Consider the following 20,167-nt stretch of genomic DNA (forward strand, 5'->3'; position numbering starts at 1 on the left):
GTATGCGCTGGTACGTGGTTCGGCGGGTGCTGTGGTCGGTCGTCGCCACGTTTCTCATCCTCTCGACTACGTGGGGGTTGCTCGCGATTACGCCGAACCCGGCGGCCGAGCAGATGCAGTTCCAAGCGGCGTCAAGCGGGGGGTCCGCCGAAGCCGCGGAGGAGGCCTTCGAAGCACGGCGTGGCCTCGACCGCTCGCCGTGGGCGCGCTACCGCGAGTACATGGTCAACATGGCGACGCTCAACTGGGGGTGGTCACAGAGTCGCTCCCAGCCAGTCAGCACCGCCATCGCCAGCGCACTCCCCTACACGGCCATCTACTCCATCCCGACGACGATTCTCTCGATTCTGCTCGGACTCTCCATCGGCCTCTACTCGGCCACGAACCAGTACACGAAGACGGACTACGCCGCAACCTTCGTCGCCTTCTTCGGCTACGCCATCCCCAACTTCTGGTTCGCCATCATCCTCCTCCTCGTCTTTGGCGTCCAGCTGGGCTGGTTCCCGGTGGTGTTCGACTCCGACGTGCCCTTCCTGAGCCTCGCGATGGCGCGGCAACTCGTCTTGCCCGTCATCGTGTTGGTGACGGGCACCATCGCGGGCATCATGCGGTATTCGCGAGCGGAGGCGCTGGAGTACGTCGAGAGCGAGTTCGTCAAGACGGCGAAATCCAAGGGCGCGAGCGAGTTCCGCATCCTCACGCGACACATCCTGCGCCCGGCGGCGGTGCCGCTGATGACCATCCTCGTCGGCGACATCCTCGGCATCTTCCTCGCGGCGTCGTACCTCGTGGAAGTCGTCTTCGGTATCCCCGGGCTGGGCCAGCTCTCGTACAACGCCATCCTCGCACAGGACACGTCGCTCGTGTTGGGGACGACGCTCATCTTCACGTTCGTCTCGGTTATCGGCAACCTGATACAGGACGTGGCCTACACCGTGTTGGACCCGCGAATCGACTACGGTGATCGCTGATGAGCGAGGACACCTTCGAATCCATCGACTGGTCGGAGACGGATACTCGGCTGGCGACGCTCTCGCGACGCGACTGGGCGGCGGCGTTGACGGGTCTCGCACTCGTCGCCGCCTTCTGCTACGACTACCTCGTCTTGCCCGCGAACCGGCCGACGATTACCGTACCCGTCGAGTGGAACGTCACGCAACTCGACTGGCTGTTCGTGGCGACGCTACTCGCACTCGGCTTCTACGCCATCGTCCCGCTCTGTACGAACCGGCGACTGACTGCCTACTACTGGCGCGAATTTCGGAAGAACCGGATGGCGGTGGTGGGCCTCGTCTACCTGCTCGTCGTCTTCTGCATCGGCGTCATCGGGCCGCTCGTCCTCGAGAAGCCGACGCTCGCGCTCGAACAAGCCTACCAGCCGCCGGCCTTCACGAGCGTGGATTCGACGGTGCCCGTGAACTGTATCGGGTCCGTCGTCGACGGGCGGTGTCAGGGGACGATGGCCCACCCCCTCGGCACCACGGGCGACGGGAAGGACATCCTCGTTCTCGTCGTCTACGGGATGCAGGTGAGCATGAAGGTCGGTCTCATCTCCACCCTGCTGGTCATCACCATCGGGACGACGGTAGGCACCGTCGCCGCCTACGGCGGCGGACTGGTCGACGAACTCCTGATGCGCTACGTCGACATCCAACTCGTCTTCCCCGCCTTCTTCCTCTATCTCTTGCTCACCTACCTCTTCGGCGGAAGCCTGTTCATGTTCATCGTCATCTTCGGACTGACGGGTTGGGGGTCGATTGCGCGACTCGTCCGCTCGGAGGCGCTCCAGCGCGCCGAGGAGGCGTACATCACCGCCGCCCGAGGTGCCGGCGGCGGGACGCTCTACATCATCCGCCGGCATCTCGTGCCGAACGTCTCGAACAGCGTCATCACCGCCGCGACGCTGCTCATTCCGGGCTTCATCCTCTTCGAGGCGTCGCTCTCCTTCCTCTCGCTGGGCGACCCGACCGTCCCCTCGTGGGGGCAGGTCATCGCCACCGGGCGGAGCGACCTCTCGACGGCGTGGTGGGTGTCGACGTTCCCCGGCGTGTTCCTCTTTACGACCATCCTCGCGTTCAACTTCATGGGCGACGCGCTCCGTGACGCGCTCGACCCCCGACAGGAGACATGACCGAGCCACTACTCTCGATCCGTGACCTGCGCACCGTCTTTCACACCGACGAGGGACTCGTCCGCGCCGTCGACGGCGTCAGTTTCGACGTCGACCGCGGCGAGACGGTCTGTCTCGTCGGCGAGTCCGGGAGCGGCAAGACCGTCACCGGCGAGTCAATCACCCGACTCATCCGGACGCCGCCCGGCGAGATTGCGGGCGGCGAAATCGTCTTCGACGGGCGGGACCTGACGACGCTCTCCGACGCCGAACTCCGCTCGCTCCGCGGCGACCGCATCGCGCACGTCTTCCAGAACCCACAGGGGGCGCTCAACCCCGTCTACACCGTCGGCTGGCAAATCGTCGAAGCGATTCGCCTCCACGAGGACGTGGACGAACCCACCGCTCGGTCGCGGGCCATCGACCTCCTCGACCGCGTGGGGATTCCGGAGGCGACCCGGCGATTCGACGACTACCCACACGAGTTCTCGGGCGGGATGAAACAGCGCGTCTCGCTGGCGATGGCGCTCGCCACCAGTCCCGACCTTCTCATCGCGGACGAACCCACGACGGCGCTCGACGTGACCATCCAGAACCAGATTCTCGACCTCCTCCGCGAACTCCAAGACGAGTTCGACATGAGCATCCTGCTCATCACCCACGACCTCGGCGTCGTCGCGGAAGTCGCGGACCGCGTGGTCGTGATGTACGCCGGGAAGGTGATGGAACGCGGCGGCGTCTTCGACGTGTTCGAGCGGCCGTCCCATCCCTACACCCGCGCCCTCTTGGAGTGTCTGCCGGGGCGCGGCGAGGGCGCCGCCATCGGCGGGACGCTCCCGCCGGCGACGGACCCGCCCGACGGCTGTCGGTTCCACCCCCGGTGTTCGTACGCCGTCGACGCGTGCTCGGAGGGCGAGCAACCGCCCGCCTGTGCGGCCGACGACGACCCCGACCACGTCGTCTCCTGTGTCCACTACGAACCCGGCGGCGACCCCTCGGTGGTTCGGGACGACCGGGAGACGCGCCTGACCGACGGGGGCGGGGAGGGCCAGTCGTGACCCGACCGCTCCTCGACGTGGAGGGGTTGACGAAACATTACCCGGTGACCGAGGGCGTCCTCCGGAAAGAGGTGGGTCGCGTCCGCGCCGTCGACGGCATCAGTTTCACCGTCGACCGGGGGGAGACGCTCGGTCTCGTCGGCGAGTCGGGGTGTGGCAAGTCGACGGCGGCGAGGGCGACGCTCCGACTCGAAGAACCGACCGACGGGCACGTCGTCTTCGACGGCGAGGACGTGACCGACTACGACAACCGGGCGCTGACGCGCTTTCGCCGCCGGGCGCAGATGGTGTTTCAGGACCCCACGTCGAGTTTCGACCCGCGGATGAGCATCGGCGAGTCAGTCGCCGAACCCCTGCAAATCCACGGCGTGCGCGACCGGGAGCGACGGCGGCGCATCGTCGCGGACCTCCTCGACCGCGTCGGCCTCGACGCCGCGGACGTGGACCGCTACCCCCACGAGCTCTCCGGCGGGCAGAAACAGCGCGTGGGACTGGCGCGTGCGCTGGTCTGTAACCCCGACCTGATAGTCGCCGACGAACCCGTGAGCGCGTTGGACGTGAGCGTGCAGGCGGACATCCTCGACCTCATCGACCGCCTCCAGCAGTCGTTCGGACTCGCACTCGTCGTCATCAGTCACGACCTCGGCGTCGTCCGCGAAGTCTGTGACCGAGTGGCGGTGATGTACCTCGGCGAAATCGTCGAGACGGCGCCGACCGAGGAGCTCTTCGAGGACCCGCGCCACCCCTACACCCGCGCGCTCTTGGGGTCGACGCCGGTGGCCGACCCCCGCCGTCGAGGGCAGGGTACGACGCTCACGGGCGACGTGCCGAGTCCGTCCGACCCGCCGCCGGGGTGTCGGTTCCACACTCGCTGCCCCGAGGTAATTCCCGACGAGGACTACGACCTCGATAGCGAGACGTGGCGAGCGGTGCTTGATTTCCGCCTGCGAGTGCTCGCCGACGGCGTCGATATCGAGGCCGCCCGGACGTACGCGGCGGCGGACGACGACCCCGCGGCCGCCGACCCCGACGCGGTTCGGGCCGCAATTCGCGAGGAGTTCGGCGTGCCCGCGACGCTGTCGGACGGAAAGGCGGAGGCGGCCGTGGCGGATGCCCTCGACAGCCTGGTCGCGGACGACGTGGACGGGGCCGCCGACCGCCTCGCCGACGCCTTCCCGACCGTGTGTCGGCGCGAGCGTCCCGACCTCGCCCCGGCAACGGGGGCGGTCGACAGCGAGACGTGGGCGGCAATCAAGCGGCTTCGCGTGTGGGTCGCGACGCGCGTCGACGCCGGCGAGGCGACGGTGCGCGACCACCTCGAACGGCGGTGTGCGAACGAGGCTGACCGCGCCGGCGAGGTGGACCGACTGGCGGTTCGGGCGGCCTTCCGACTCCCCGACCCGATATCGGACGGCGACGCCGAGCGTGCGGTGGGCGACGCCATCGACGCCTTGCTCGCCGGGCAGGCGGGCGCCGCCGCCGACGAACTCTACGAGGCGTTCGGCGGGGTCAGGGAGCGCGCCTGCCACCTCGAAGACTAGTCGATCAGGAACGCTGGTTCGTCGATGTTCTCGCTCCGGCACTCGGGGCAGTTCGAGGGTTCGTTGATCGGGTCGTCGAAGCCGTCGAAGCCACAGTCCCGACAGGTGGGCGGCGAGACCAGCATCTCCTCGTCGTCGCCGATGGACTGCGAGACGTGGTGCAGGTGGTCGTAGACGGCAGACCGGGCCGTTCCGACCTGGGTCGAGAGTTCGCTCGCCGTCGCCGGTCCCTCGCGAAGCACCTCGGCGATGCGTTCCCGTGTCGTCGACTCCATGCCGGACGTTGCGCGGGCGGCGACAAATCCCTTGCCACCCCGCCGGATACAAAAAGAACTTAGCGCTGTGGTCGGTCGGGTGGGGTATGAAGGCTATCGTCCTGGCGGGAGGGTATGCGACTCGCCTCTGGCCAATCACCAAACATCGGCCCAAGATGTTCCTCCCTGTCGGGGAGTCAACCGTCATCGACACCGTCTTCGAGGACCTGGAAGCGGACGACCGTATCTCTGAAGTCTACGTCAGCACGAACGAGCGATTTGCCGACGAGTTCGCCACCTATCTCGACGACAGCGGATTCGAGAAGCCGACGCTCTCCGTCGAGGACACGAGGGGCGAAGACGAGAAGTTCGGCGTCGTCGGTGCGCTCGCACAGCTCATCGACCGCGAGAACGTCGACGAGGACCTCGTCGTCATCGCCGGTGACAACCTCATCAGTTTCGACGTGGCGGAGTTCGTCGACTTCTTCGAAGCCAAGGAGACCCCCACGCTGGCCGCGTACGACGTGGGCTCGAAAGACCGGGCGCGGTCGTACGGCCTCGTCGACCTCGACGGCGACCGCGTCGTCGACTTTCAGGAGAAACCCGACGACCCGAAGAGTACGCTCGTCTCCATCGCCTGCTACGCGTTCCCGGCGGAGACGCTACCGCTCTTCGACGAGTATCTCGACGCGGGCGAGAACCCCGACGAACCGGGGTGGTTCATCCAGTGGATTCAGTCCCGACAGCCCGTCCACGCCTTTACCTTCGACGGCGCGTGGTTCGACATCGGGACGCCGGAGAGTTACCTCGACGCCGTCGCGTGGCACCTCGACGGCGACGTGCGCGTCCACCCGGACGCGACGGTCACCGACAGCGAACTCCACGGCAACGTCCACGTGATGGACGGCGCAGAGGTGGAGAACTCGACGCTCGAACGCACCGTTGTCTTCCCGAACGCGACCATCCGCGACGCGGACGTGCGCCGGTCGATCATCGACGAGGAGACGCGCGTCGAGAACCTCGACCTCGCGGACGCACTCATCGGCGCCCACTCGACGATGACGAACGGCGATTAACCCAAGCGAGCGTCCGTAATTCTGAGGTGGCCCCGCGACCCCTCCCACACTCGTTCCCACTCGAGTTCGATGGGGCGGGCCATGTGCGGTGCGTCGGTCACCAGTGTCTCGAACTCTCCGCCCTCGCCGAGGGGATGGACGCCGTACGTGTCGTTGAGGTCGACCAACTCCGCGAGCGCGTCGGCGTCGAGACGCCGCCCCAGCCACGATTCGTCGAGGCCCGCGGCGGCGACTTGGACGATGCGAATCTCGAAGCCAGCGTCGAGCATCTCCTCCGCGAGCGTCACGGGGTCGCGCTGCCACAGGGGGGCGTAGAGGTCGACGCCCAGTCGGTCGCACATGGCTTCGATGCGACTGGTCTGGAACTCGCTCTCGACGGCGCCGGCGGTGACGCCGGTGAGGCCGTCGGCGGCGAGTTCGCGAAGCGCGGCCTCCAGCGGTTCGAGTTCGGCGTCGCCCTGTGCGCTCGCGTCCGTCGCGGCTTCGGCGCCCAAGTCGTCGGGCGTGATTTCGAGGAGGTCGATGCCGATGCTCTCGGCGGCGAGAGAGGCGAGATTCGTCGCCGGGACGTGGTACATGTAGGAGTCGTCGCCGGGGTGGACCGTCACCAGTCGCGTCACGTCCCGCCCCGATTCGAGCGCGCGATACAGCGCCCACGAGGAGTCCTTGCCGCCGGAAAAGAGGCTGACCCAGTCGTCGCTCATGGGGACGCTACGACGGGGAGAAGGTTAGAGGCTGTGTTTCTCTCGGAATTCGCTCCGAGACAGCGTGGTAAGAGTGGCTACCGACTGCTTACATGTAGCCCAGGTCGCGGAGGCGCTCCATCAGGTCCTCCTTGTCCTGGGCACGGCCGGCGCGTTCGGTCGTGTTCTCGATGTCCTGAAGCCACGCGGGCTCTTCGTCGGATTTCTCGGTGCTGACTTCGCTGCCGAGCGAGCGGAAGCCGGCGAAGTACTTCGGGCTGACGGGGATGTCGTCCTGCGTCAGGCCGTTGGGCAGGTCCTCGGCGCTCTGGGGCACGTAGCCCTCATCCGGGAAGCCCTCGACGGTGTCGGGGACGACGTAGTTCCAGAAGGCGTCCCACACGTCGCGCTCCGCGAACTGGAGAATCGGCTGAATGCGGTCGTGGGGCGGGTAGATGTCGGGGTCGTGGCGCGGGCTGAAGAACGTCTCGTCAGCGCGAGCCTCCTGTTCGTCCCAGCGGACGCCGGAGATGACGCCGTCGATGTCGTACTCTTCGAGCGCATCGTTGAGCGCGACGGTCTTCAGCAGGTGGTTGCCGACGTAGGTGTCGAGCAGGAACGGGAAGGTGTCGTCCTCGTACTCGAGGATGTTGCGGACGTGGTGCTGGTTGTGCTCGGAGAGCTCCGAAATCGGAATCTCGTCGCCGGGCGTGAGGCCGTTGGCCTCGACGTACTCGCCCACGTCCTCGTTGCGGGCGTAGATGACGTCGAGGTCCCACTTCTCGGCCCAGTGGTCCACGAAGTCGTGGATGGCGTCGAAGTGCTGGTAGTGGTCGATGAACACCGCGGGCGGCGTCTCGAGGTCGAACTGCTCGGCGACTTCCTTGATGAAGTAGAGGGTGAGCGTCGAGTCCTTGCCGCCCGTCCACATGACGGCAGGGTTCTCGTACTGCTCCAGCCCGATGCGGGTGACTTCGATTGCCTTCTCGATTTTGTCTTCGAGCGTCGGATAGTCGTCCGGCGACTCGCCCTCGCCGTCCGTGTAGTCGACGTCGAGGTAATCTGGGAACTCGCTCATCGTGTAATTACATGTAATTACCGACCGTAAAGTGCCTTTTGACATGCGACGCAGTTGCGACTATCGCTGACAGCGCCGGGTTCTCGACTGCGGTCGCTCGGGACGAAGTATCGAAGCCGTCGGGAGACGCGAAAAATCGAGCGGGTGGACTACTCGTCGTCCTCGTCTTTCATCTCGTCGAGACGGCCGACCAAGTCGTCGGTCGACGCGTCCGTTTCGAACGAGACAGTGCCCTCGTGGTCGTTCTCTCGAACGCTGACTCCCTCGCTGTCGTCGTCTGCGTCTACCTCTTGGTTCTTCTGCTCGGATTCGTCGTAGCTCCCAAAGCCCATACGCTACCCTCGGCGGGGGACGGATTAAAGGGTCCGATGTGGAATCAGCGGGAGGGATTCGATAGCGGTGAGAGAAAACTACTCGCTACGGCAGTCGCGGCGGCCGTTGGTGGCGTCGTCAGTCCGAGATGAACTGATTGTCCCGCCAGTCGACGCCGTTTTTCTCGGCCTGTGACTGGCTGGGGTTCTCGACGACTTCGACCGACGCGGGTCGGTCTTCGCCCTCAACGATGCGCGTCGCTCCGAGTTCGTCGTCCTCCTCGACGATAGCTGTGAGCGTCCCCTTCTCGGACATCCGCGCGATGTCTCGCAGGACGAGGAACATCGGGTACTGGAGCGCGGTGTTCTGGAGCACCGTCTCGCGGTCGCCCTTGAAGCAGGCGAACTCGACGAGTTCGGACGGAATCTCCTCTTCTTCCTCCTGCCACGGCCCGCCGGCACGAGGTGGCTCTTCCTCGTACACCCGCGTCTCGGTGACGCTGGCTTTCAGCTGAGCCGTCGGCGTGTACTTGCTCAGGTTCTCGTCCTCGGCGACGGCCTTGAGGATGAGCGTGTTGTTGCGTCGGGTGAGGTTGACGTCTGCAATTTCCGGTGGGAGGTCCGGGTCCTCCTCGAAGTAGTCTTGCACGTCTTCGAGTGGCAGTTCGAGTGTCGAATGGAGTCGATATACGCGGCCTGACATAGTTTGTTCTCGGCGAGGTGGCACCGCTACGCCCGTCTACTCCTTAGTAGGGGGCGTGTGCTTATATGACCTGCTGTTCGCCTTGGGTGTCGAACACGTCTCACTCGACGGTGAGCTTGGCTTCGAGTTCGCCCCGTTCGTCGAGTTCGGCGAGGATGTCGCTCCCGCCGATGAACTCGCCGTCGACGAACGTCTGCGGTGTCGTCTCCCACCCGCTGTGGGCTTCGAGGGCGTCGCGGAACTCGTCCACCGCCGGCAACACGTCGACCGTTTCGAAGTCCTCGACGTACTGGCTGATGAGTTCGAGGGCGCGCTGAGAGTAGCCACACTGGGGCATGAGGCGGTTGCCCTTCATGAACAGCACCACGTCGTTGTCCTCGATAGCGGCGTCGACTCGCTCTTGGACGGTATCGGCGTCGAGGTCGCTCCCGGGTTGGAACGTCATACCAACACGTACGACACGACGGGTGAAAGGGGTTGCGCACCGCCGTCGGTCAGCGGCGTTACTCGGTCGCCAACTCCGACGCGCGCCCGACGTAGCCCGCGGGCGTCAGCGCGCGGAGTTCCTCACGGACCGACTCGTCGACGTCCAAGTCATCGAACAGGGCACGGAAGTCGTCGAGGGTCACGCGCTGGCCTCGGGTGAGCTCTTTCACGCGCTCGTAGGCCTCGGTGTCGCCCTCGCGACGGAGGATGGTCTGGACCGCCTCGCCGATGATTTCGGGCGTCGACTCCAGTTCCTCGCGCATCACCTGCTCGTTCGGCACGATTTTCTCTAAGCCCGCCTCGGTCTTGCGGTAGGCGATGAGACAGTGGCCGAGCGCCGCGCCCATGTTCCGCTTGACGGTGGAGTCCGAGAGGTCACGCTGGAGTCGAGAGGTGGTGACGTAGTCGGCGAGGAAGGTCAGGTCGGAGTTGGCCTTCGAGAGGTTGCCCTCGCTGTTCTCGAAGTCGATGGGGTTGACCTTGTGGGGCATCGTCGACGACCCCGTCTCGCCCTCGACGGCGCGCTGGCCGAGATAGCGGTCGGAGACGTAGAGCCACGCGTCCCGGTCCAAATCGAGGAGGACGTTGTTGACGCCGCGGAGGGCGTCGAAGAGCGCCGCGATGTCGTCACAGGGGTTGACCTGCGTCGCGAGGGGCGTGTGGTCCAACCCCAGTCCCGTCACGAACTCGCGAGCGAAGGCGGGCCAGTCCACGTCCGGATAGGCGGCGTCGTGAGCGGCGTAGGTGCCCGAGGCGCCCGCGAGTTTGCCCGCGAGGCCATCGGCGGCGTCGCGAACCCGACCCAGCGTCTGCCCGAGGCGGGCGGCGACGACGGCCATCTCCTTGCCGAAGGTGGTCGGCGTCGCCGGTTGGCCGTGGGTGCGGGCGAGCATCGGCGTGTCGCGGTAGTCGCGGGCGAGCGAAGCGAGTTGGTCACGCACGTCTTCCAGCGCGGGGACGAGTACGTCCTCCACGGCGGGTTTGAGGAGGAGGCGGTGCGCGAGGTTGTTCACGTCCTCGCTGGTCAGGCCGAAGTGAATCCACGGGTAGAGCGACTCGTCGGTTCGCGTCCGCAGGAAGTACTCCACGGCCTTCACGTCGTGATTCGTGGCGGAATAGCCCTCGGCACCCTCGGTTTCGAGACGCTTGACGAGGCGGGCGTCCTCGGCGTCGAACGACTCGTAGCAGTCCCGAAGCGCCGCGGGGTCGTCGACGGTGACTGGCGTCGCGTCGAGGTCGGCCAGCGCGAGCAAGTATTCGACTTCGACGCGGACGCGGGCGCGCATGAGTGCCGACTCGCTGGCGTAGGGCACCAGCGGTTCGGTGTAGCGAGCGTAGCGCCCGTCGAGCGGCGAGACGGCCGCGAGCGGGTCGCTCCGTGGTAAATCGGTCATACTGCGCTGTGGCCGTGGGTGACGCAAAAACGTGCCGGTCGGCTCGGAGCGACGGGCGCGCCCACGAGAGTCGGAACTGTTTTTCCCTCGCGCGGACCTCCCACGACCATGCTCCGAATCGCGGGTCTCGCCGGCAATCGCGGACGGAACCTGATGCACATCGCGGACATGGCACCCGGCGGCGCCGAGGTGGCAGTGGTCCTGACGGATGACGAATCGGCACCGGCGCTCTCGGCGGCAGCCGACCGAGGGATTCCGACGGAAGTTGTCGAGCGCGGCGACGAGGAATCGCACGCCGACCACGAGGAACGCGTCCTCGCCCACCTCGACGACTACGAGTTCGACCTGGTCTGTCTCGACGGCTACATGCGCGTCCTCTCGGGCGACTGCCTCGACGCCCTGCCGACCGTGTTGAATATCCATCCCTCGCTCCTGCCCGCCTTCCGCGGCGAGGACGCCCACCAGCAGGCACTCGACGCCGGCGTCCGGACCACGGGCTGTACCGTCCACGTCGCCACCGAGGAACTCGACGCCGGCCCCATCGTCACGCAGGAGGCGGTGCCGGTCCACGAGGGCGACGACGCCGACGACCTGAAAGAGCGCGTCCTCTACCGGGCGGAGTTCAAGGCGTATCCGCGCGCCGTCCGCTGGTTCGCCGAGGACCGCGTCACCGTCGACGACGACGGCGTCACTGTCGAGGGCGACGAGGCAGGCCAGTTCCCTGCCCGGCGCGTCGTCTCCGACGACCGGAGTCGGACGCTTCGCTACGGCGAGAACCCCCACCAGGACGCGGCGCTCTACGCCGACGCCGCGAGCGACGCCGCGAGCGTCGTCCACGCCGACCAGTTGAACGAGGGCGCGAAGGCGCTGTCGTACAACAACTACAACGACGCCGACGCCGCGCTCGACCTGGTCCGCGAGTTCGACGACCCCGCGGCGGCGGTCATCAAACACACCAACCCGGCGGGGTGTGCGACGGCCGACTCGCTGGCCGACGCCTACGCCGACGCCCTCTCGACGGACGAGATGAGCGCCTTCGGCGGCATCGTGGCGCTCAACCGCACCTGCGACGCCGACACCGCGTCGGCCATCGTCGAGTCGTTCAAGGAAGTCGTCGTCGCGCCGGGCTACACCGACGGCGCCCTCGACGTCCTCACCGAGAAGGACAACCTCCGCGTCCTCGACGTGGGCGAACTGAGCGGGGACCGCGGCGCACTGACGGAGAAACCGCTCACCGGCGGCCGACTCGTCCAAGAGCGCGACGACTGGGTGCCGACGCGCGACGACCTCGAAATCGTCACGGAGCGTGCGCCGACCGACGAGGAAATCGAGACGATGCTGTTCGCGTGGCGGACGCTCAAACACGTCAAGTCCAACGGCATCCTGTTCGCGACGGGCACGGAGACGGTGGGCGTCGGCATGGGACAGGTCAGCCGCGTCGACGCCGTGCGACTCGCGGCGATGAAAGCCGAGGAACACGCCGAGGGCAAGTCCGCGGAGGGTGCAGTGATGGCCTCGGACGCCTTCTTCCCGTTCCCGGACGGCATCGAGGAGGCGGCGAAGTCGGGCATCGCCGCCGTGATTCAGCCGGGCGGCTCCGTCAACGACGAGGACGTCATCGCCGCTGCCGACGAACACGACATGGCGATGGCCTTCACCGGCAAGCGGACGTTCCGACACGACTGAGCACCCCGTCGCGGAAGGGAACCTGCAGACAATTACCGCATCCGTCTAGCCCAGCAGTAGTTCTGGTGTCGTCAGGATGAGAACGATGAGCACGGCGGGGACGCCAACCGCCAGTATTCGCAGTACGCCCACTAGGCGGCGCCGATTCGGTGGCAGCGATTCGGCGACGCCAGAGCACGCGAACGAGATGCCTAAGAAGAGAAATAGGTGTGAGGCGCCGAGTACGAGGCCGAAGTACAGCCACCCGAGCAGCGAGAGAGCCGAGAAGAGCAAGAAGAGGTATCCCTTCCGCTGTCCGTCCGGTTCGCGAAACAGTATCTGTGAGAGTCTGTCCACACGCGCCCCCAGAGGAGCCACCTCGTAAACTGTTTGGATGGCTGAAACGTGGGTCACAGTCTCGCGTCGGAACCGTCGTCCAACAGGTCGTGCGAGTCCCCGTTCTCCGCCCCGTTCAACAACGTTTAAGCGCGACTCGGCACCACGACCGGGTATGACGATAACCGTCCCCGGACCGACGCTCGGCGTCGTCGGCGGTGGCCAACTCGGCCGGATGATAGCCGAGGCGGCCGCGCCACTCGGCGTCGAGGTAATCGTTCTCGACCCGACGCCGGACTGTCCGGCCGCACCGGTCGCTCGCGACCAAATCGTCGGCGACTTCGACGACCCGGAGGCAATCGGCCGACTGGCCGAGCGCACCGACGCGCTCACCTACGAAATCGAGCTCGCGGACCCGGACCACCTCGCGAGTGCGAGCGAGGACGCGGACGTGCCGGTCCACCCGACGCCCGAGACGCTCCGGACGATTCAGGACAAGTTCGCGGAGAAGGAGATGCTCTCGGCGGCCGATATTCCGGTTCCCGACTACCGCCGCGTCGACTCGGTGGCAGACCTCGAAGCCGCCGTCGAGGAGTTCGGCGCCGTCATGCTGAAGGCGCGCCACGGTGGCTACGACGGCCGGGGGAATATCCCCGTCCACTCGGTCGACGAAGCCGAAGACGCGATTCGGGAAGTCGGGTCGCTCGACGACCCGAACGCTCTCGCGGAGACGTTCGTCGACTTCGAGCGCGAAGTCTCGGTCATCGGCGTGCAGGGCGCCGACGAGGTGCGGACCTTCCCCGTCGGCGAGAACGTTCACGAGGAGGAGATTCTCCGCGAGACTATCGTCCCGGCGCGGATGAGCACGGCGACGGCGGAGCGCGCCCAGACCGTCGCCCGCGAAGTGCTCGACGCCCTCGACGGCCGGGGCGTGTTCGGCATCGAACTGTTCGAGACGCCCGACAGCGAGATTCTGGTGAACGAAATCGCGCCCCGCCCCCACAACTCCGGGCACTGGAGCATCGAGGGCGCGGTCACCTCGCAGTTCGAACAGCACGCCCGCGCGGTGCTCGGGTGGCCACTCGGCTCGACCAAACAGCGCGCGCCGACGGTGAGCGCGAACATCCTCGGCACCGTCGACGAGACGCAACCGGCGGAAGTCGCCGGCATCGAGAACGTCCTCAAGAGTGAGGCGGCCCACCTCCACTGGTACGGCAAAGAGCAGGTGTACCCGCTGCGAAAGATGGGCCACATCACGGCGACGGCGGAGGACGGCGGCGACGTGACCGACCTGCTGGAATCGACACGCGAACTGCGCGACAGCCTCACCTTCCAATGAGCGACGGCATCGACTCCCTCATCGACGAACTGCACGCACAGGCCGATGACCCAGCCCCGAGCGAGGAGACGCCCGAGGTGGGCATCATCATGGGGTCCGACTCGGACCTCGACGTGATGGCGGGCGCGTACGACGCCCTCCGCGAACTCGGGTTCGCCGAGCAGACGGAGTACGACGACCCGACGGAGGCACGCTTCACCTTCGAGAGCTACGTCGTCTCGGCCCACCGGACGCCGGACCTGATGTACGCCTACGGCGAGACGGCGGCCGACCGGGGACTAGATGTTATCGTCGCGGGCGCGGGCGGGAAGTCCGCCGACCTGCCGAACATGACGGCGTCTATCGCCTATCCGCTTCCGGTCATCGGCGTCCCCGTTCAGGAGAAGTCGGTGGATTCGGTCATCGGCATGCCGACGGGCGCGCCTATCGTCGCCGTCGACGCGGGGAAATCGTACAACGCGGCGCTGTCGGCCGTCCAGATTCTCGGGCGCGAACACGACGAACTGGTCGACCGATTGGAAGCCGAACACGCAGAGTTGCGGGCGGGCGTCGCCGACGTGTCGCAATCGCTGCACGACCACGGTATCGACGGGTTCCGCGAGCGACGAGAGTGAGAATCCCGCCCGGCGCGACAGGGCGTGAATCGGCAGAATACGGGCGTTATACCCCCGCAAATCGTGACGAGGCATAAATCAACGCTTATGGGGGTGGCCTCCTAACCGCCGAGACGACAGGAACTCAGGTATGAATGAGTGGATAGCAATCGGTGCACTCGGCGTCGTCGGTGTCGGCATCCCCATCGGTATGATGGTGGTGTCCGCGCTTCTCCGACCGTCAATCACCGAACAAGGAAAGACCGTCATCTACGAGAGTGGTGAGGTCCCGACGGGAACGGCGCACGTCCAGTTCAACATCCAGTACTACATGGTCGCGCTGCTGTTCCTCGTCTTCGACGTCGAGACCGTCCTGATCTTCCCGTGGACCCTGATCTATCGGTCCGCGCTGGAGAACGGGGCGACTCTCGGCCAGACCCTCGTGCCGATGCTGGTGTTCATCGGGGTTCTCGTCGTCGGTCTCGTCTGGGCCTGGCGGAACGGCGCGGTCGAGTGGGTCAAGAGTCCGCGTGCGAACCGTCGTAAAACGGAGCGTCAATCATGAGTAGTGAACAGGAACGATTCGTCACCGACACACGGCAGGTAGGAAACGAGACACGCGACGCCCGTCTCGGGGCGTCGGGAACCGACAACCGGTTCAACTCAAAACTTCGCGAGGCGTTCGGCTCGTCGCCGTTCATCCTCACGAAGTTCGACCGATTCATGGAGTGGGTGCGTGGCTCCTCGATGTTCATGCTACAGTTCGGCATCGCTTGCTGTAGCATCGAGATGATGCACACGTACGCTGTCAAACACGACCTCGACCGCTTCGGGGCCGGCGTCCCGCGCGCGTCGCCGCGACAGGCGGACGTCATCATCGTCCCGGGGACCATCGTCTCGAAGTTCGCCCCGCGGATGAAGCGGGTCTACGACCAGATGCCCGAACCCAAGTTCGTCGTCAGCATGGGGTCGTGTACCATCTCCGGCGGGCCGTTCCAGGAGGGGTACAACGTCGTGAAGGGGGCCGAGGAGGTCATCCCGGTCGACATCCACGTCCCCGGCTGTCCGCCGCGGCCGGAGGCGCTCATCTACGGCGTCGCCAAGCTGCAAGAGCGCATCGCCAACGGCGAGAGTTCGCCGGTGACGGTCAAGCCGTACGAACTCGAGAAGTTCAGCGACCTCGAACGCGACGAAGTTGTCGACAAGCTGTCCGACGAGATAGACGAAGACGACCTCGTTATGCGTTATAACTGGGCCGATTCACCATGAGTCTCGAAGAATCCCAGCCGGACACCGTCGAGTCCGCACAGACGACCGCCGAGGAAATCGAGTCGCTCATCGGCGAGTACGTCCTCGACCGAGACGACCACCTCAACGCGCCGGGCTTCGTCGTCCGCCCCGACGAGGTACAGGACGTGCTCTTCCGCCTGCGCGACGAGGCGGGGTACGACCACCTCTCCTGTGTCACCGCACAGGAGTACGAGGACCGCTACGAGTCTATCTACCATCTGAAAAAGTACGACGACCCGACCGACGAGGTGAGCGTCGTCGTCCCGACGCCGACGGACGACCCCGTGAGCGAGTCCGCGGAACCCGTCTACCGCACCGCCGACTGGCACGAACGGGAGGCCTACGACCTCGTCGGCATCGAGTACGACGATCATCCGGACCTGCGTCGCATCCTCCTCCCCGAGACGTGGCAGGGCCACCCGCTCGGGCAGGATTACGACCAGGACCGCCCGCAGATCGTCCCCCTGCGTGAACACGCCAACCCGCTGCAGGAGGACCACAAGAGCGACGCGGGCGACACGATGTTCCTGAACATCGGCCCGCACCACCCGGCGACTCACGGCGTCCTCCACCTCAAGACCGTCCTCGACGGCGAGCAGGTGGTCGACGTGGAGTCCGACATCGGCTACCTCCACCGCTGCGAGGAGCAGATCTGTCAGCAGGGCACCTACCGCTACCAGATCATGCCGTACCCGGACCGCTGGGACTACATCTCGGCGGGCCTGCTCAACGAGTGGGCGTACGCCCGCGTTGCGGAGGACCTCGCGGACATCGAGGTGCCGGAGTACGCACAGATCATCCGGACGATGGGCGCCGAACTCTGCCGCATCGCGGCGCACATGCTCGCGGTCGGTACCTTCGCGCTCGACGTGTACGGCGACTTCACCGCCATCTTCATGTACGCCGTCCGGGACCGCGAGAAGACACAGAACATCCTCGAAGAGCTGACCGGCCAGCGCCTGATGTTCAACTACTTCCGACTCGGTGGTGTGGTCTGGGACCTGCCCGAACCGCGCGAGGACTTCTTCGAAATGGTCCGTGACTTCCTCGACGACCTTCCGGAGGCCCTCGAGGAGTACCACGACCTCATCTCGGCGAACGAGATTCTGCAGGCCCGGACCGTCGACACGGGCGTCCTGCCGCCGGAAGTCGCCAAGAGCTACGGCGCGACGGGCCCCGTCGCTCGCGGGTCGGGCATCGACTACGACCTGCGCCGTGACGACCCCTACGGCTACTACGACGAACTCGACTGGGACGTGTGCGTCGAGGACGGCTGTGACAACTACAGCCGCCTGCTCGTCCGCCTGCGCGAAGTCGAGGAGTCGGCGAAGATCATCGAGCAGTGTGTCGACCTGCTCGAAGATTGGCCGGAAGACGAGCGCAACATCCAGTCGAACGTGCCGCGGACCATCCGGCCGGACGACGACACGGAGGTCTACCGCGCCGTCGAAGGGGCGAAAGGCGAACTCGGCATCTACGTGCGAGCGGACGGGACGGAGAAACCGGCGCGGTTCAAGATTCGAAGCCCGTGTTTCTCCAACCTCCAGACGCTCCCCGAGATGTCGAACGGCGAGTACATCCCGGACTTGGTCGCGGCGCTCGGCAGCCTCGACATCGTCCTCGGTGAGGTGGATCGCTGATGGAACCGGTGGTCCTGCAGTCGGGGACAGCGACACCGACGGGCACCGCGAACGCCAGCGCGGCGGGACCGGTGACGACACTCCCCGAAACCATCTCCGGCGCGCTCGGACTCTCCGGCACCGTCGGTGACCTGGTGGGCGGACTCATCGGCGCCTTCCTCATCGCCAACATCATGCTGGCGATGACGGCGGTGGCCGGACCGTGGGCCAAACGAAAGATTACGGCGGCGTTCACGGACCGCATCGCGGTCAACCGAATCGGGCCGTTCGGCCTGCTCATCATCGTCGCCGACGCCGTCCGTCTGCTCTCGAAAGAGCTCATCATCCCCGACGGCGTCGACCGGCCGGCGTGGGACATCGCACCCATCATCCTGCCGTTCTCGGCGCTGCTCGGCTTCGCGGTCATTCCGCTCGGGAGTGGCCTCCAGTTGGCCGACCCCGAGACGGGCATCGTGTTCGCGTTCGCGGCTGGCTCCATCGCGTCGCTCGGTCTCGTGATGGCCGGCTACGCCTCGAACAACAAGTACTCGCTGCTGGGGTCGCTGCGCTCCATCGCGCAGAACCTCGCTTACGAGATTCCGCTCGTCGTCACGGCAGCGTCGGTCATCATCTTCGCCGGCACGTTCCGGACGAGCGAAATCGTCGCTGCACAGACGGAGACGCTCGTGACGGTGGCCGGCATCGCCATTCCGGGCTGGTACGCGTTCGTCAACCCGTTCGCGTTCGTCCTGTTCGTGATAGCGAACCTGGCCGAAATCGGTCGGAACCCCTTCGACATCCCGGAGGCACCGACCGAAATCGTCGCCGGGTACCAGACCGAGTACTCCAGCGTCTACTTCGTGCTGTTCTACCTCGGGGAGTTCATCCACATCTTCCTGGGCGGCGCGCTGATCGCCGTCCTCTTCCTCGGCGGCCCGGCGGGACCGGTCCTGCCCGGGTTCGTCTGGATGGTCATCAAGATGTGGGCGTTCTTCCTGTTCACGCAGTGGGCCCGCTCCGCGGTCCCGCGCGTGCGCATCGACCAGTTGATAGAAATCGGTTGGAAGGGGATGCTCGTGCTCTCCTTCGCTAACCTCGTCCTCACGGCAATCCTCGTGGGAGTGATCGCGTAATGATTGGAATTCTCAAAGGCATGGCGACGACGATGAAGCACGCACTGGACGGCAAGACGTTCACCGTCGAGTACCCGGACGTGGCCCCGGAGGTCAGTCCCCGGTTCCGCGGCGTCCACAAGTTCAGCCAGGAGCGCTGTATCTGGTGCCGACAGTGCGAAAACGTCTGTCCGAACGACACGATTCAGATCGTGCAGGACGACAAGCGCAACGGCGAGCAGTACAACCTGCACATCGGACAGTGCATCTACTGCCGGCTCTGCGAGGAGGTGTGTCCCGTCGACGCCATCCTCCTCACGCAGAACTTCGAGTTCACCGCCGACACCAAGGACGACTTCGTCTACAACAAAGAGCAGCTGAAGAACGTCCCGTGGTACAAGGGCATCGACCCCTTGGAGTCCCGCAATCCCGACCGGAGCGCGTGGATTGGCGAGGGCGACGGCGAAATCGACTACCAGTAACAGGCGAGCCGGCACTGCGCCGTCTCGAAACGTTCAAAGGAATACCTCAAACAAACTCAAGCAATGGTGTATGAAACGATCGCGTTCGTGCTGTTCGCCCTCGTAACGGTGGGCTGCAGCCTGGGCGTCGTCCTCGTCGAGGACGTGTGGCACTCCGCACTCCTCCTAGGTGGCGCCCTGATGAGCGTCGCGGTGCATTACGTGATGTTACAGGCGGAGTTTCTCGCCGCCATGCAGATCCTCGTCTACGTGGGCGGGGTGCTCATCCTCATCACGTTCGCCGTGATGCTCACCAAATCGACCTCGGCATCGGCATCAACAACGGAGGTGCGTGAGACATGACGACGAAACCCGAGCTCCGAACCGGAGCGAACCTGCTGCCCGGACTCGTGGCAGTCGCGCTGTTCGTCGTCATGGCGGCCGCCATCCTTCGGGCTTCGTTCGGCGACCCACAGGGGTTCGCGGCCGACGCTCCAATTACCGCGAGCATCGGCTACGCGATGTTCAACCTCGACATGGGCGCGGTGCCCGGCGAGAGCTTCCTCGTCGCCTTCGAAATCATCGACGCAGTCCTCGTCGCCGCGCTGGTGGCGGCGGTGATGCTCGCCCGGCGCGAGGAGAGCGGCGATATGGTCGCGCTCCTGGCCGACGGCGGCCGGGAGGTCCGTGACCGACTCCGCGAGGGCGACGACCCGCACAGTTCGGACGCACCCGAACAGGGAGGTGAGCGCTGATGGTGCCCGTTCAGTGGTACCTGCTGCTCGCCGCCGCGGTGTTCTGCATCGGCCTGTTCGGCATCCTGACCCGGAAGAACGCACTCCTGTTCCTGATGTCGGTCGAGCTCATGTTGAACGCAGCCAATATCAACCTCGTCGCCTTCTCGGCGTACTGGGGCAACGTGACGGGGCAGACGTTCAGTCTGTTCACGATGGCGCTCGCCGCCGCGGAAGTCGCGGTCGGTATCGGCATCATCCTCGTCCTGTATCGCAACTTCGAAGACGTGGACGTGACCGCTGCAACGGAGATGAGGTGGTAAG

At 65.8% G+C, this 20,167-nt stretch carries 23 protein-coding genes and 1 pseudogene; 16 read left to right on the top strand and 8 right to left on the bottom strand.

Annotation, left to right across the window (positions count from 1 at the left end; genetic code table 11):
- Positions 1-2: 2 nt before the first annotated feature.
- The 4 genes and pseudogenes from BLU18_RS02440 to BLU18_RS02455 form a co-directional block, all read left to right on the top strand.
- Positions 3-971 (top strand): ABC transporter permease, encoded by a 969-nt coding sequence (locus tag BLU18_RS02440; RefSeq protein WP_092630923.1) that lies wholly within the window; start codon positions 3-5, stop codon positions 969-971.
- Positions 971-2,131, top strand: a complete 1,161-nt coding sequence (locus BLU18_RS02445) for an ABC transporter permease (protein ID WP_092630926.1) — start codon at positions 971-973, stop codon at positions 2,129-2,131. The genes BLU18_RS02440 and BLU18_RS02445 overlap by 1 nt, the downstream gene beginning before the upstream one ends.
- Positions 2,128-3,168: an ABC transporter ATP-binding protein gene (locus tag BLU18_RS02450; RefSeq protein ID WP_092630929.1), complete on the top strand. Its 1,041-nt coding sequence runs from the start codon at positions 2,128-2,130 to the stop codon at positions 3,166-3,168. Before BLU18_RS02445 ends, BLU18_RS02450 begins: the two co-directional genes overlap by 4 nt.
- Positions 3,165-4,376 (top strand): annotated as a pseudogene (locus BLU18_RS02455) (ABC transporter ATP-binding protein); the annotation flags it as partial. The gene BLU18_RS02450 and the pseudogene BLU18_RS02455, both read left to right, overlap by 4 nt.
- A 329-nt stretch (positions 4,377-4,705) precedes the next feature.
- Here the strand turns inward: BLU18_RS02455 and BLU18_RS02460 are convergent.
- Positions 4,706-4,984 carry a transcriptional regulator gene (locus tag BLU18_RS02460; RefSeq protein ID WP_092630935.1) on the bottom strand — a complete coding sequence of 93 codons (279 nt, stop codon included), beginning with the start codon at positions 4,982-4,984 and terminating at the stop codon, positions 4,706-4,708.
- 86 nt (positions 4,985-5,070) lie between these two features.
- Here BLU18_RS02460 and BLU18_RS02465 point away from each other — a divergent pair, with 86 nt between their 5' ends.
- Complete coding sequence (locus BLU18_RS02465; RefSeq protein ID WP_092630938.1) at positions 5,071-6,039, top strand: nucleotidyltransferase family protein; 969 nt, start codon at positions 5,071-5,073, stop codon at positions 6,037-6,039.
- On the opposite strand, the gene BLU18_RS02470 is transcribed toward BLU18_RS02465, so the two are convergent.
- The 6 genes from BLU18_RS02470 to purB form a co-directional block, all read right to left on the bottom strand.
- Positions 6,036-6,743, bottom strand: a complete 708-nt coding sequence (locus BLU18_RS02470) for a diphthine--ammonia ligase (RefSeq protein ID WP_092630941.1) — start codon at positions 6,741-6,743, stop codon at positions 6,036-6,038. The genes BLU18_RS02465 and BLU18_RS02470 overlap by 4 nt on opposite strands.
- Positions 6,744-6,831: 88 nt before the next feature.
- Positions 6,832-7,800 (bottom strand): phosphoadenosine phosphosulfate reductase family protein, encoded by a 969-nt coding sequence (locus tag BLU18_RS02475; protein ID WP_092630944.1) that lies wholly within the window; start codon positions 7,798-7,800, stop codon positions 6,832-6,834.
- A 149-nt stretch (positions 7,801-7,949) separates the two neighbouring features.
- Positions 7,950-8,132 (bottom strand): DUF5786 family protein, encoded by a 183-nt coding sequence (locus BLU18_RS02480; protein ID WP_092630947.1) that lies wholly within the window; start codon positions 8,130-8,132, stop codon positions 7,950-7,952.
- Positions 8,133-8,250: 118 nt separating this feature from the next.
- A complete protein-coding gene (locus BLU18_RS02485) occupies positions 8,251-8,814 on the bottom strand; it encodes a DUF7110 family protein (RefSeq protein ID WP_092630950.1) in 564 nt (187 codons plus the stop codon).
- Between the two features lie 100 nt (positions 8,815-8,914).
- Entirely contained in the window at positions 8,915-9,259 is a 345-nt protein-coding gene (locus tag BLU18_RS02490) for a glutaredoxin family protein (protein ID WP_092630953.1), read from the bottom strand.
- A 58-nt stretch (positions 9,260-9,317) separates the two neighbouring features.
- Complete coding sequence (gene purB / locus BLU18_RS02495; protein WP_092630956.1) at positions 9,318-10,694, bottom strand: adenylosuccinate lyase; 1,377 nt, start codon at positions 10,692-10,694, stop codon at positions 9,318-9,320.
- Between the two features lie 108 nt (positions 10,695-10,802).
- Between purB and purH the strand changes: the two genes are divergently transcribed.
- Entirely contained in the window at positions 10,803-12,380 is a 1,578-nt protein-coding gene (gene purH / locus BLU18_RS02500; protein ID WP_092630959.1) for a bifunctional phosphoribosylaminoimidazolecarboxamide formyltransferase/IMP cyclohydrolase, read from the top strand.
- 45 nt (positions 12,381-12,425) lie between these two features.
- Here purH and BLU18_RS02505 read toward each other — a convergent pair whose 3' ends face one another.
- Positions 12,426-12,716 (bottom strand): DUF8011 family protein, encoded by a 291-nt coding sequence (locus tag BLU18_RS02505; protein ID WP_092630962.1) that lies wholly within the window; start codon positions 12,714-12,716, stop codon positions 12,426-12,428.
- A 154-nt stretch (positions 12,717-12,870) separates the two neighbouring features.
- Here BLU18_RS02505 and BLU18_RS02510 point away from each other — a divergent pair, with 154 nt between their 5' ends.
- The 10 genes from BLU18_RS02510 (at position 12,871) to nuoK (ending at position 20,166) form a co-directional block, all read left to right on the top strand.
- Positions 12,871-14,034 carry a 5-(carboxyamino)imidazole ribonucleotide synthase gene (locus BLU18_RS02510; protein WP_092630965.1) on the top strand — a complete coding sequence of 388 codons (1,164 nt, stop codon included), beginning with the start codon at positions 12,871-12,873 and terminating at the stop codon, positions 14,032-14,034.
- Positions 14,031-14,648 carry a 5-(carboxyamino)imidazole ribonucleotide mutase gene (gene purE / locus BLU18_RS02515; RefSeq protein ID WP_092630968.1) on the top strand — a complete coding sequence of 206 codons (618 nt, stop codon included), beginning with the start codon at positions 14,031-14,033 and terminating at the stop codon, positions 14,646-14,648. The genes BLU18_RS02510 and purE overlap by 4 nt, the downstream gene beginning before the upstream one ends.
- A gap of 130 nt (positions 14,649-14,778) precedes the next feature.
- A complete protein-coding gene (locus BLU18_RS02520; protein WP_092630971.1) occupies positions 14,779-15,192 on the top strand; it encodes an NADH-quinone oxidoreductase subunit A in 414 nt (137 codons plus the stop codon).
- Positions 15,189-15,896, top strand: a complete 708-nt coding sequence (locus BLU18_RS02525; protein ID WP_092630974.1) for an NADH-quinone oxidoreductase subunit B — start codon at positions 15,189-15,191, stop codon at positions 15,894-15,896. Before BLU18_RS02520 ends, BLU18_RS02525 begins: the two co-directional genes overlap by 4 nt.
- Positions 15,893-17,557, top strand: coding sequence for an NADH-quinone oxidoreductase subunit D (locus BLU18_RS02530; RefSeq protein ID WP_092630978.1), 1,665 nt, complete (start codon positions 15,893-15,895; stop codon positions 17,555-17,557). The genes BLU18_RS02525 and BLU18_RS02530 overlap by 4 nt, the downstream gene beginning before the upstream one ends.
- On the top strand, positions 17,557-18,669 hold the full coding sequence (locus BLU18_RS02535; protein ID WP_092630981.1) for a complex I subunit 1/NuoH family protein: 1,113 nt from the start codon (positions 17,557-17,559) through the stop codon (positions 18,667-18,669). Before BLU18_RS02530 ends, BLU18_RS02535 begins: the two co-directional genes overlap by 1 nt.
- A complete protein-coding gene (locus tag BLU18_RS02540) occupies positions 18,669-19,130 on the top strand; it encodes a NuoI/complex I 23 kDa subunit family protein (RefSeq protein ID WP_092630984.1) in 462 nt (153 codons plus the stop codon). Before BLU18_RS02535 ends, BLU18_RS02540 begins: the two co-directional genes overlap by 1 nt.
- Positions 19,131-19,193: 63 nt before the next feature.
- Entirely contained in the window at positions 19,194-19,472 is a 279-nt protein-coding gene (locus BLU18_RS02545; protein ID WP_092630987.1) for an NADH-quinone oxidoreductase subunit J, read from the top strand.
- A complete protein-coding gene (locus tag BLU18_RS02550; RefSeq protein ID WP_092630990.1) occupies positions 19,469-19,864 on the top strand; it encodes a proton-conducting membrane transporter in 396 nt (131 codons plus the stop codon). Before BLU18_RS02545 ends, BLU18_RS02550 begins: the two co-directional genes overlap by 4 nt.
- Positions 19,864-20,166, top strand: coding sequence for an NADH-quinone oxidoreductase subunit NuoK (gene nuoK, locus BLU18_RS02555; protein ID WP_092630993.1), 303 nt, complete (start codon positions 19,864-19,866; stop codon positions 20,164-20,166). Before BLU18_RS02550 ends, nuoK begins: the two co-directional genes overlap by 1 nt.
- The last annotated feature ends 1 nt before the right edge of the window (position 20,167 follow it).

Source organism: Haloplanus vescus (assembly GCF_900107665.1).
GTDB classification, from domain to species: Archaea; Halobacteriota; Halobacteria; order Halobacteriales; family Haloferacaceae; genus Haloplanus; species Haloplanus vescus.